The 11,903-nt window shown below is 36.7% G+C and carries 12 protein-coding genes and 1 tRNA gene; 3 read left to right on the top strand and 10 right to left on the bottom strand.

Features of this window, described 5'->3' with window-relative positions; genetic code table 11:
* Positions 1 to 10: 10 nt before the first annotated feature.
* The 9 genes from pstB to NSQ69_RS21140 form a co-directional block, all read right to left on the bottom strand.
* Positions 11 to 826, bottom strand: coding sequence for a phosphate ABC transporter ATP-binding protein (gene pstB, locus NSQ69_RS21100; RefSeq protein ID WP_002088644.1), 816 nt, complete (start codon positions 824 to 826; stop codon positions 11 to 13).
* Positions 827 to 854: 28 nt separating this feature from the next.
* The gene (pstA, locus tag NSQ69_RS21105; RefSeq protein ID WP_002167665.1) at positions 855 to 1,721 is read right to left on the bottom strand and encodes a phosphate ABC transporter permease PstA; all 867 of its coding nucleotides are present in this window, start codon (positions 1,719 to 1,721) and stop codon (positions 855 to 857) included.
* A 1-nt stretch (position 1,722) separates the two neighbouring features.
* A complete protein-coding gene (pstC, locus tag NSQ69_RS21110; RefSeq protein WP_016120812.1) occupies positions 1,723 to 2,673 on the bottom strand; it encodes a phosphate ABC transporter permease subunit PstC in 951 nt (316 codons plus the stop codon).
* Positions 2,674 to 2,700: 27 nt separating this feature from the next.
* Positions 2,701 to 3,618: a PstS family phosphate ABC transporter substrate-binding protein gene (locus NSQ69_RS21115; protein WP_002190684.1), complete on the bottom strand. Its 918-nt coding sequence runs from the start codon at positions 3,616 to 3,618 to the stop codon at positions 2,701 to 2,703.
* A 522-nt stretch (positions 3,619 to 4,140) separates the two neighbouring features.
* Positions 4,141 to 6,273, bottom strand: coding sequence for a peptidoglycan D,D-transpeptidase FtsI family protein (locus NSQ69_RS21120; RefSeq protein ID WP_341099649.1), 2,133 nt, complete (start codon positions 6,271 to 6,273; stop codon positions 4,141 to 4,143).
* 109 nt (positions 6,274 to 6,382) lie between these two features.
* Entirely contained in the window at positions 6,383 to 7,660 is a 1,278-nt protein-coding gene (locus NSQ69_RS21125; RefSeq protein ID WP_002015154.1) for an MFS transporter, read from the bottom strand.
* Positions 7,661 to 7,782: 122 nt separating this feature from the next.
* Positions 7,783 to 8,394: a superoxide dismutase [Mn] gene (gene sodA, locus NSQ69_RS21130; RefSeq protein ID WP_001052029.1), complete on the bottom strand. Its 612-nt coding sequence runs from the start codon at positions 8,392 to 8,394 to the stop codon at positions 7,783 to 7,785.
* A gap of 223 nt (positions 8,395 to 8,617) precedes the next feature.
* Positions 8,618 to 8,691, bottom strand: a tRNA-Ile gene (locus NSQ69_RS21135).
* 28 nt (positions 8,692 to 8,719) lie between these two features.
* Positions 8,720 to 8,911 (bottom strand): hypothetical protein, encoded by a 192-nt coding sequence (locus tag NSQ69_RS21140; protein ID WP_002034057.1) that lies wholly within the window; start codon positions 8,909 to 8,911, stop codon positions 8,720 to 8,722.
* Between the two features lie 19 nt (positions 8,912 to 8,930).
* On the opposite strand from NSQ69_RS21140, the gene yqgB reads away from it, so the two are divergent.
* The 3 genes from yqgB to ispG all read left to right on the top strand — a co-directional run bounded on the left by yqgB (position 8,931) and on the right by ispG (position 11,398).
* Complete coding sequence (gene yqgB, locus NSQ69_RS21145; protein ID WP_002184951.1) at positions 8,931 to 9,698, top strand: protein YqgB; 768 nt, start codon at positions 8,931 to 8,933, stop codon at positions 9,696 to 9,698.
* A 65-nt stretch (positions 9,699 to 9,763) separates the two neighbouring features.
* Positions 9,764 to 10,129: a hypothetical protein gene (locus tag NSQ69_RS21150; RefSeq protein ID WP_002129120.1), complete on the top strand. Its 366-nt coding sequence runs from the start codon at positions 9,764 to 9,766 to the stop codon at positions 10,127 to 10,129.
* A gap of 165 nt (positions 10,130 to 10,294) precedes the next feature.
* A complete protein-coding gene (ispG, locus tag NSQ69_RS21155; protein WP_161793976.1) occupies positions 10,295 to 11,398 on the top strand; it encodes a flavodoxin-dependent (E)-4-hydroxy-3-methylbut-2-enyl-diphosphate synthase in 1,104 nt (367 codons plus the stop codon).
* Between the two features lie 84 nt (positions 11,399 to 11,482).
* Here ispG and NSQ69_RS21160 read toward each other — a convergent pair whose 3' ends face one another.
* On the bottom strand, positions 11,483 to 11,896 hold the full coding sequence (locus tag NSQ69_RS21160; RefSeq protein ID WP_002015164.1) for a Fur family transcriptional regulator: 414 nt from the start codon (positions 11,894 to 11,896) through the stop codon (positions 11,483 to 11,485).
* Between the last annotated feature and the right edge of the window lie 7 nt (positions 11,897 to 11,903).

An 11,903-nucleotide genomic window follows, 5' to 3' on the forward strand; every position in this document is an offset into this window, starting at 1 on the left:
GCTAGCGATATCAACCAAATCTTCCTGTAATGTAGTCTTCTGTACGCTTATCTGCAGGTGTTGTAAATAATTTGTTCGTATCTGTATATTCCACAACTTCTCCACTTAAGAAGAAAGCAGTTTTATCTGAAATTCGTGCTGCTTGTTGCATGTTGTGCGTTACGATAACAATACTAAAATCTTTCTTTAACTCCTGAATTAATTCTTCTACTTTTGATGTTGAAATTGGATCTAGCGCCGATGTTGGCTCATCCATTAAAATTACGTCTGGCTCAATCGCTAAGCAGCGTGCAATGCATAGACGTTGTTGCTGACCACCAGATAAACCGTATGCATTATCATGCAAACGATCTTTTAACTCATCCCAAATAGCTGCGCCGCGCAAGCTATTTTCAACAATTTCATCAAGTGTTTTTTTGTCACGAACACCATGGATTTTCGGACCATATGCTACATTTTCATAAATAGATTTTGGGAATGGATTTGGCTTTTGGAACACCATACCCACATGCGTACGTAATTCTTCAACCGGATATGATTTATCAAATATGTTTCGTTCTCTATATTCGATAACGCCCGTAGTTCGAACGATAGGCACTAACTCTACCATACGATTTAGCGTTTTTAAGTATGTTGATTTCCCACAACCACTCGGACCGATAATCGCTGTTACTTCATTCTCATGAATACTTAAGTTGATATCTTTTAAAGCATGGTCTTCTCCGTACCATAAATTTAAATTTTTCGTATCAAATACTATTTTTTTTGGTGCTGTCTCAATCTTTTTCTCATTTTTCACCTGTACATTTACTACTGTTGCTACCATTTGAATTCCCCTTTCATCCACTTCCAACTTATTTTCGATTTCGTAACCATAAGACAAATATATTTATAAAGAGCAACAATCCTAGCAAAACAATCATCCCAGCTGCTGCTACATACTGAAATTCTTCTTGTGGTCTACTCATCCAATTAAAAATTTGAATTGGTAAAACCGTAAATCTATCAAACATACTGAACGGAACATAATTTGCAAAGGCAAGGGCCCCAATAACTAATAATGGTGCTGCCTCACCAATTGCTCTCGATACCGCTAACGTACATCCCGTTACAATCCCTGGCAAAGCGACTGGCAATACAATTCGATACATCGTTTGCCATTTCGTAGCACCTAATCCGTAAGAAGCCTCTAGTAATGAGCTCGGCACAGTTCTAATCGCTTCTTGACTAGCTACAACAACAGTTGGTAAGACGAGTAAACTCATCGTCAGTGCCGCTGCCATTATGCTCTCTCCCAAATGGAGAGCGTATACGAAAATAGTTAACCCGAGTAAACCAAACACAACGGAAGGTACCCCTGCTAATGTTTGATTATTTAATTCAATTAACTTTTTAAAAACGGACTCCTTCGCATAATGCTCTAAATAAAGAGCTGTTCCGACTCCAAATATAAAAGAGACTGGTATAACAATGCTCATAAATAGTATTGTCCCTGACAAAGCAGCGACAATCCCAGCTTCTCTCGGATTACGTGAGGCGAAGTTTGTAAAGAAATCTATTGAAAGATAACTTATACCTTTTTCAAAAATTTGAAAAAGCAATATAAAAAGTATTACTACTGAAAACAAAATTGCTATATAAAACAAACACTTGTAAATCCGATCCTTTAAAAAACGAGATGCCATATTTTCTTGTATGTTCTTATGGTTTAACATTCGCATATTATGTCACCCTCCTAAAACGGCGCATAATATATTGCGAAATGATATTCATAATAAAAGTAAACATAAATAACGTTGCACCTACAGCATACATGCTGTAATAAGTAATCGTTCCGTGCGGAGCATCACCTAAACTCACTTGTACAATATAGGCTGTTAATGTTTGAATAGAATGAGTCGGATCTATCGATACATTAGGTGTTGATCCAGCTGCAATAACAACAATCATCGTTTCACCAATTGCCCTGGAAGCTGCTAATATAATCGCTGCCATTATGCCCGTAAAAGCCGATGGAAACACCACTTGTTTTACCATCTCAAAACGAGTTGCTCCTAGCGCTAATGAGGCTTCTTTAATTCCTTTCGCTACAGCTCTCATCGCATCTTCAGAGAGAGACGCAATCGTCGGTATCATCATAAACCCTATAACAATACCTGGACTAATAGCATTAAAAAACTGCAAATCTGGTATAACCCGTTGTAAAAGTGGTGTGACAACTGTTAACGCGAAAAAACCATATACAATTGTCGGGATGCCTGCTAGTAGCTCTAACAACGGTTTTAATATTTTCCGAGCGCCATTCGAAGCATATTCGCTTAAAAACACGGCACAACCTAAACCAATAGGAATTGCTACGAACATGGCAATTGCTGTTACAAGGATTGTTCCACATATAAGTGGTAATATACCGAATTTTGGATCTTCAAAAAAAGGTAACCATTCCTTCTCTGTCAAAAAAGAATACAATGATATCTTTTGAAAAAACATGATTGTTTCATTTGCCAACGTAATAATAATTCCAAGTGTCGTTACAATGGACACGCTAGCAATGGCTTTTAGTATTAACGGAACAATTCGATTGATTCGCTGCGTTTTTTTTCTTCTATTTGTATTTCTCTCAATCAAATGTTGTACAGAAAATGCAATTTGACTTTTGTCATTATGAGCCAAAGATGAAAACCCCTTTCCACCCTGACATTACCTTTTTATTTCTGTTAACATTCGCAGCTGTTCATTATATTTTTCTTTTGGTAATTTTACATATCCGACCTCTTCAGCAAGGCTTCCAACATGCTTAATCATAAACTCCACATAATTTGCTACATTAATTTTATTTCTGATAGATGCATGATTCACATACGTAAATAGTGGCCTAGATAATGGCTTATACGTACCCGACTGAATGGTCTCTTTCGTTGGAAATACACCATCCACCTGTATTGCTTTTACCTTATCTCGATTGGCCATATAATAAGCATATCCTACAAAAGCAATGGCATTTTTATCATTCATAACCCCTTGCATAATAACTTGATCGTCTTCAGACAAAGAAACCGTTTTTACAAGGCGATTATTTTGTAAGACAACATTTTGGAAATAATCATAAGTACCAGAGTCTACGCCTGGCGCATAAAATTTAACTTGTTCACGAGGCCATGATGAATGAATTTGTGACCATCGTTTCAATCTTCCATTTTCACTCCATAATAGACGTAACTCGTCTATCGTCATATTGTTTACCCACGTATTTTGACGATTCACAACAATCGTTAGACCGTCATAAGCAACCTCAAATGGTGTAAATTGAATGAATTTTTTCTGCATTGCATTTTCTTCTACCGGTTTCATCAATCTCGAAGCATTGTTTATATCTACTTCTCCTTTACTGAAACGATTAAATCCTCCCCCTGTCCCAGAAATACTAATAGAAATTTTCACGTTTGGATGGGCCTTTGTATATTCCTCTGCTACTGCCTCTATAATGGGGAAAACCGTTGAGGATCCATCAACTCTCACTTCTCCCATTTCATTTGTAGCGAATGCAGTAGACATATTAAAACAAAGGAAACATGTCGATAATGTCAAAACTTTAATCGATGCGCTCATCCATTTCACGTGTTCTTCCTCCTAGAAGTAACCGGAAATAACAGGATTACAGATATAAGAATACTGCTAAACTATTAATTCGGTTTTAATTATTTGTAAAAGTTTTGTAAAGTCCCACAAAAACAACTGTATACACAAACTTTATTTTCACTTTTGTACTTTAGATGCAGGAAATTTTCTAATCATCCATAAAGCGAAACTTTAATCAGTGGGGGTTTTGTTCATCCCCCCACTGATTATTAGCCCTCACCAATCGGGCGTTTACGGGCAGCAGGGCTCCCACCTAACTTCTTTGCTCCAGCTGAATTTTGAGGTGGGAGTTTTACCGCCCTCAAACGCGGGATAAAACTGCTATCGCCTATCACACACAACAAACTTAGAGCGTATGCACTAATCTTGTTGTGTTCATCGTTTTTGAAACTACATGTTTTTTCAATATTTTATGCTTGTCCACATTTACTAAACCATATGCGTAAGGCATAAAAAAAAGCACACTATCTTTTCAGATAGTGTGCTTTTTTTACAACTTTTTTATTCATCATCTTGATTTTTATTTTTTTTCGCTTTTTCATCTTGCGGAGCTTCACCAGTTAATGCTTGTTTTTTCAAATCAAAGTAAGCGTCCATTATTTCACGACTGATATATCCATTAATCCCTGTTTTATCATCATGTACCCATGGCACAACAACAGAAAATGCTACTTCTGGATCTTCAAGTGGCGCATAACCTACTAATGTTAAGTTATATGTTTCAACACGCTCACCCTTTGCATTTCTACCAATCTCTTTATCTCCGCCATATACAGTTTGGGCTGTACCTGTTTTCCCAGCGGCTTTATACGGTGCACCTGCAAAGTATTTTGTAGCTGTACCACCTGTATCGTTAAACACTTGTCTAAATCCTTCTTGAACACGTTTAATTTGCGATTCAGGCATATCAATGCGATTTAATACTTTCGGTTCCATGGATTGAACAACTTTTCCAACTTCCTCTGGCTTCGCCGATGGCTGACGTATTTCCTTTACAACTTGCGGTTGCATACGATATCCACCATTCGCAATCGTCGAAATATATTGTGCTAATTGAAGTGGTGTATACGTATCATACTGCCCGATTGATAAATCTAATAAGAAACCTGGTTGATTTCCTTTACCTATTTGACCAGCAGTTTCATTTGGCAAATCAATTCCTGTTTTCACACCAAGTCCAAACTGACCAAAATAGTAACGCATAGTATCGAACGCACTTTTCGGAATATCTAACGTACCGCCTCGTACATATGGAACCCCAGCGATATTCATCGCTGTTTTAAACATATAAACGTTTGAAGACTGTTTTAACGCTGTAAGGTCATTAATATACCCCATCTGTTTCCAAGATGACTTCGTAGGTGTCCCTTTTAATTTAATTGGTTCATCTAACTGTACAGATCCAGGCTGAATCGCATCAGTTTGATACCCCGTAAGTACTGTCGCACCTTTTACAGTTGAACCCATCGGATAAGAACTTGTCATCGTTCCTAATGCAAAATCTTCTACTTTCGTTTCGCCGTCTTTATCCACTAATTGTTTCCCCGCCATAGATAAAACTTCACCATTTTTCGGATTCATCATTACAACGAATGCACGGTCTAAAAGAGGCTCGCTCCCTTTAAATCTCATTAAGTTTTTTGTAAGAATTTCTTCTACGCGCTTTTGTAATTTCATATCGATCGTTAAATTTAGATCGTTACCTCGTTGTCCTTGTGACACATTAATAGTTTCTAAAATATTACCCTCTTTATCTGTAACATTTCTTACTTCAGCTTTTGTGCCGTGTAAACTATCTTCGTACTGTTGCTCAAGGTAACTTTTTCCTACGCGATCATTACGATTATAATCACGAACAAGATAGTAATCTAGCCTTTCTCTCGGTAACCCTTCATCAGAAGAAGTTACACCACCAAGTACACTTCGGAACATATCGTCATACTTATATTTTCGCTCCCAGTCAACATTTGTATCTACGCCTGGTAATTTCGCTAAATTTTCACTAATAATCGCGTATTCTTCTTCTGTTGCACCTTTTTTAACGATTTGCGGCGTCATTGCATATCCGCTTTCCATCTTGCTTTTGATCGCCAATATTTCTAAATCTTTTGCTGACAATTGATTAATCTCTTCTTCTGTTACACGATTTCGTTGACGTTCATCTAGTTCTTTATCTTCAATTTTATTCGCTTTAAAATCTTCACGATCTTTTTTTGTGATTTTTGCTTCTGCTTCTTCTTTATGTAAAGCAAGCCAATAATCTTTCTTATCGCGATCTGTTAACTTATCTGTTGGGACTTCAATTAAATCTGCTAACTTTTTCGCCGTTTCTAAGCGATCTGCTGCAGTTGATCCCTTCATTTTTGTAAATGTAATTGTACGAATAGGCTCATTATCTACGACCGCTTCTCCATTACGATCAAATATTTTCCCGCGTGGTACAGGATTGCTTATCGTTGAATTTTCTTTTTTCTCAACTTCATTTTTATATTCCTCACCACGAACAATTTGTACGTATCCAAGCCTTACAATAACCGCGGAGAACATTAAAAACACGCAAAAAAACAACACGTTTAACCGAAAGGGAACGTGGGTTTTTTTCTTTGTCTGGTTCTTTTTCTGCTTCTTGCTCATACAAACCCCCTCTACCAACAGCTATGTAATGTGAAAGGGACACCTTCATACAGGTGCCCTCACTGCTGTCTTACATCTTTTTCTATTCTAGCATAAAACACGCGATAAGTTAACCTTCTGGTTCAGTTTGATTCTGTGTGCTCCCTTGCGCTACAACACTGGTTTTGTTCACATTCCCCTCATCATATTTGACATTTTTAACTGCAAAATAAATAAGGAAATGTCCAGCTCCTAAAATACATAGTAAGAAAGGTAAACTTTTTTCAGGCGGAAAAAATATGACAGCACATAAAAAACTTAAAATGGAACAAATTCTTCCAGCATTTAACCATAATTCCCTGACCACTATATATTCTACACGCCATTCTCTCGCCTGTTTTGCTCTACCAATTACATCGTATGTCATGGAGCCGTACGGAACGAGTAAAATAGGATATGCAACCGCAATACATGCTGCATAAATAAGTAATTTCGTATATGTAACATTAAAAATAACTAAAAATACAACCGCGTATAAAATAATACCGCCAAGTAAAATTGCTTTTTTTCGCCATTCTTTCTTTAACATACGAGCAACTAAATAATAGCATACAAATGATACTGCAGAATTCACTAAACTATATTTCCCTAGTGCTAACTCGCTACCAGATGCTAAATAGACATATACCGAAATAACGAAAATAAACGTTCCCTCTCTCAAACCTTGGAAGAAATGAGCGCGCGTAATTCTTCCCCAGTTTTCATCAACTTGCCGCTCTTTCAATACTTGCACAATTTCATAGCGTCCTTCACATTCCCTCTTCGATAAAAAAAAGCTTAGAACGACTGCAACCGCAAATAGCATTAACGAGAGGAAGAAAACGACAGTATAACCACTCCATTTTTCCATACGTGAAATTGTATATCCTGCTGCTATCGGTCCAATCATTCCAGAGAACGATGTAAGAAGTCCTAGAAAACCGTTAAAAAAATCTCTTGTTTCTGGTTCTGTAATCTCAAATGTTAACAAGTTAAAAGCGAGCCAATAAAAACCATAACCAACTCCTAAAAGGGCTCCCATTAATAAAATATAGTGAGATGCACTTTTTCCCGCTACTAAAACGACGATAAAAAAAACAGCTAACGTGCCTACACCGATTCTCAATAAAATCGAGCGATCAATACGTTTCGCTAATTTCCCGCCCACAAGAAATGTTAGAGGCTGCAATACAACGCTGGCCAAATTATACAAGCCCAGATTCACATAATTTTGTGTTTGCTTCCATAAATAAATGTTTACAAACGTATTCGATAAAGAAATTGCGAGCGTGTATAAACCTCCTATAACGAGCAATAATACTAAATCCCGATTCACTTCAACATCACCGATTACATGTTTCCACTTCATACACAACTCTCCTTTACTTCATGTTCTAGTCTTCCAAAAACAAGCTCAATTATGTAAAAGGAGAACATAGAAAAAAGCTAGGAGAAAACCCCCTAGCTTTTTTCTAGCTGTATTAACTTTAATTATTTTGCTTCTTGGTAAAGTTTTTCAGCAACGTTCCAATCTACAACGTTCCAGAATGCACCGATGTAGTCAGGACGACGGTTTTGGTAATTTAAGTAGTAAGCATGCTCCCAAACATCTAAACCGATAACTGGAGTTTTACCTTCAGTTAGAGGAGAATCTTGGTTTGGAGTGCTTGTTACTTCTAACTCACCATTGTTTACTACTAACCAAGCCCAACCAGAACCGAAGCGAGTTGCGCCAGCTTTTGCGAATTCTGCTTTGAATGCATCGAAGCTACCGAATTTCGCTTCAATCGCAGTTGCAAGTTCGCCTACTGGTTGTCCCCCGCCGTTTGGAGATAGGATTGTCCAGAAGAATGTATGGTTAGCATGTCCGCCACCATTGTTACGTACTGCTGTACGGATTGCTTCAGGTACTTCGTTTAAGTTTGCAACTAATTCTTCAACGCTTTTGTCAGCTAATTCTGCATGACCTTCTAAAGCAGCGTTTAAGTTTGTAATATACGTGTTGTGATGTTTTGTATGATGGATGTTCATTGTTTCTTTATCAAAGTGAGGTTCTAAAGCATCATACGCATAAGGTAAATTTGGTAATTCGTGTTTTGCCATTGTTATATTCCTCCCGGTTTATGTATTGTCACTACATATGTGACCTACAACTTCATTCTACCCTAATTGCCATAGGGTGCAAACAAATAAATCGCTTTGTCTTGCTATCATTAAAGTAGCAAAATTCCCACTTCTTTTCAATTAAAATGCTCATATATTCCGAAAAAAAGCTTCCTTCTACAAGGAAGCTTCCTGCTGACATAATAAACATATGAAATGGATATGGACCCTGTAGGACTCGAACCTACGACCGGACGGTTATGAGCCGTCTGCTCTAACCAACTGAGCTAAGGGTCCACGATTATGTATGTACCATTAAAAACAACTAAATTCCAATCGGATATATCGTTTGAAAAATGTAAGATAAATTTACCATATACGAAAGAAAAGTGTCAATTGTATTTTTCTCTACTAAAAGAAGTAAATTAATAAGAAGGAATTTAGTCCTCTCTACTATATGTAAATATAATATATCTTGAGCTTCTCTAGATTCGTACGTTACAATGATTTTATACATACATAAAGGAAGTGAATCTATGTCCATTTTTACACAGCTAGCAAAAAGCGTATATTCGCCTAAAGATATGGCGCTTTTCCGTTTTCAAAAAATCGGTAAAACCATTTTGTATATTATGCTTCTTTGCCTAATCACTACTATTCCAAGAACTTTCTTGTACGGTAGCGTTATTCAAGATGGTGTTAACATGGTAAATAAAGTAATCGAAAAAGATTTACCTGATTTTAAAATTGAAAATGGCGAGCTAACAGCTGATATTGATCAACCTATCGAAAAAGAAGATGGAAATGCCCTTTTCGTATTTGATCCAAATTCAACAGACTTAGAAAAATATCAAAATAAAACAGGTTTATTTGTTTTAAAAGATAAAGTAGTCTCCATGGGGAATGGTCAAACACAAACATACTCCTATAATGACTTATTAGGCGCATCTCTTGAGAAAAAAGATTTACAAGATTTCATTTCGTTATTTGACAGTATTTATCCAATCTTATTATTCGTTATTGGGTTCTTACTGTACTTGTTCCAATTATTTATTACCTTTGTAGGAGTTACATTGCTTGCCTTCATCGGTTCTGCGATGAGCGGTCAACGCAAATTATCTTATAAACAAGTTTGGACATTAACTGCTTACAGCTACACAATTCCAACAATCTTCTTTATGATTATGGATTTATGCAAAATAAACGTACCTGGCGCAACATTCATTTACATTGCAGTTGTTTTAATCGTTCTATACTTAACAATTAAAGAAGTTCCAAAGCCGAAAGAAAAACAAGAACTATAAAAAAATGCCTAAATAGGCATTTTTTTTTTGGACAAGCATATATTCCTAGCAAAGGAGTGAAGGATATGAAGAGATTAGGTGTACTCTTATTCGTGCTTGTCCTCGGTTATATATTTTATTACGACATAAAAATCGGTACTTTACCGATGTTAAGTTCATACAAAAAAACATCTGCTGCCCAAACGATAAAAAAAGAAAATACAGATACAAAACAAAATAAAGAGAAAGAAACAGAAAAAGAAACGGATACAGCTTATAAAGCAATCGAAGTAAAAACTGGCGATACAGTTCTTTCTATTACAGAAGCGATTAATAAGAAAAAAATTCCTTCTATTGAAAAAGTAATTGATGATTTTAAGCAATTAAATAAAAATACATCTGCTACAAAAATCCAAGTTGGAAAGTCTTATAAATTCCCCTTATATCAATAAGCAATCACTTAATCCTTGTCAATTACATAAAGGCGCTGATACAATAGTAAAAGTGAAACCGAGTACTTTGGTTTCTATAGCCCTTTCTCACACATACTATCATTGATGTAAGGGACTAAAATAAGAAACTTCTTTTATAAGGAGAGCGATCAATTCGTGAATGAAATGACTCAACGCACAAAAACACGTCCAGTTAAAGTCGGTAATTTAACAATTGGCGGTAACAATGAATTAATTATACAAAGTATGACGACAACAAAAACGCATGATGTTGAGGCTACAGTTGCTGAAATTAAACGTTTAGAAGAAGCTGGCTGTCAAGTTGTTCGTGTTGCTGTTCCAGACGAACGCGCAGCAAATGCTATTGCTGATATTAAAAAACAAATCAACATTCCACTTGTTGCTGATATTCATTTTGATTACCGCCTTGCTTTAAAAGCAATCGAAGGCGGCATTGATAAAGTACGTATCAATCCAGGTAACATTGGACGTCGCCATAAAGTAGAAGCTGTTGTAAATGCAGCGAAAGAGCGTGGCATTCCAATCCGTATCGGTGTAAATGCCGGCTCATTAGAACGTCATATTTTAGAAAAGTATGGATATCCAACTGCTGATGGTATGGTCGAGAGCGCACTGCACCATATTAAAATTTTAGAGGACTTAGATTTCCACGATATTATCGTATCAATGAAAGCCTCTGATGTTAACTTAGCAATTGAAGCATACGAAAAAGCTGCTCGCGCTTTTGATTATCCATTACATTTAGGTATTACAGAATCAGGAACATTGTTTGCTGGGACTGTAAAAAGCGCCGCCGGTCTTGGAGCAATTTTAAGTAAAGGCATCGGAAATACACTTCGTATCTCTTTAAGCGCTGATCCAGTTGAAGAAGTAAAAGTTGCACGTGAACTATTAAAATCATTCGGTCTTGCATCTAATGCCGCAACACTTATTTCTTGTCCAACTTGTGGTCGTATTGAAATCGACCTAATTAGCATTGCTAATGAAGTCGAAGAATACATCTCCACACTTAAAGTTCCAATTAAGGTTGCAGTACTCGGCTGTGCCGTAAACGGTCCTGGTGAAGCTCGTGAAGCTGACATCGGTATTGCCGGTGCACGCGGAGAAGGTTTATTATTCCGTAAAGGGCAAGTCGTTCGTAAAGTACCAGAAGAAACAATGGTAGAAGAACTGAAAAAAGAAATTGATGTAATCGCTGCTGAAATGGCTGCCGAACGAGAAAAAGAAAAAGAAAAACAAGAACAATAAAAAGAAGGTTGCCACAATTTTTGTGAGCAACCTTTTTTTACATTCAAATTAAAAACTCGTCAGTTATATAACTGACGAGCCCTCTCATTTTGCACATTTTGGGCAACGACCATATATTTCAAACTTATGCCCCGTTACCTCATAACCTTTAAAATCTTTATTCATAAAATCCATCGGGCAGGAATTAATCTCTTTTGTACCACCACAATCTAAACAAATGAAATGATGATGATGTTCCATAATGGAGCATGTAAAACGGAAATGCTTTTCACCATTTAATTCCGTTTGCTCTAAAACACCGACTTCAGCAAAAACCGTTAAGTTACGATAAATCGTATCAAAACTAAGTCCTGGATAATCACCCTTCATATGCTCTAAAACATCTTTCGCAGTTAAATAACGATTATGAGCTGCGAATAATCTCAGCATTTCTTCCCTTTTCCCTGTATGTTTGTATCCCTTTTCCTTCATTAGGCGTAAAGCTTCTGTTAGATTCATACCTATC

Source organism: Bacillus sp. FSL R10-2201 (assembly GCF_038008665.1).
GTDB lineage: Bacteria > Bacillota > Bacilli > Bacillales > Bacillaceae_G > Bacillus_A > Bacillus_A mycoides.

Excerpts from the sequence above, each read along its gene's own strand:
- pstB (WP_002088644.1), bottom strand. The coding sequence starts at position 826 with ATGGTAGCAACAGTAGTAAATGTACAGGTGAAAAATGAGAAAAAGATT.
- pstA (WP_002167665.1), bottom strand. The coding sequence starts at position 1,721 with ATGCGAATGTTAAACCATAAGAACATACAAGAAAATATGGCATCTCGT.
- NSQ69_RS21120 (WP_341099649.1), bottom strand. The coding sequence starts at position 6,273 with ATGAGCAAGAAGCAGAAAAAGAACCAGACAAAGAAAAAAACCCACGTT.
- NSQ69_RS21125 (WP_002015154.1), bottom strand. The coding sequence starts at position 7,660 with ATGAAGTGGAAACATGTAATCGGTGATGTTGAAGTGAATCGGGATTTA.
- sodA (WP_001052029.1), bottom strand. The coding sequence starts at position 8,394 with ATGGCAAAACACGAATTACCAAATTTACCTTATGCGTATGATGCTTTA.
- NSQ69_RS21140 (WP_002034057.1), bottom strand. The coding sequence starts at position 8,911 with ATGTATAAAATCATTGTAACGTACGAATCTAGAGAAGCTCAAGATATA.
- yqgB (WP_002184951.1), top strand. The coding sequence starts at position 8,931 with ATGTCCATTTTTACACAGCTAGCAAAAAGCGTATATTCGCCTAAAGAT.
- NSQ69_RS21150 (WP_002129120.1), top strand. The coding sequence starts at position 9,764 with ATGAAGAGATTAGGTGTACTCTTATTCGTGCTTGTCCTCGGTTATATA.
- ispG (WP_161793976.1), top strand. The coding sequence starts at position 10,295 with ATGACTCAACGCACAAAAACACGTCCAGTTAAAGTCGGTAATTTAACA.
- NSQ69_RS21160 (WP_002015164.1), bottom strand. The coding sequence starts at position 11,896 with ATGAATCTAACAGAAGCTTTACGCCTAATGAAGGAAAAGGGATACAAA.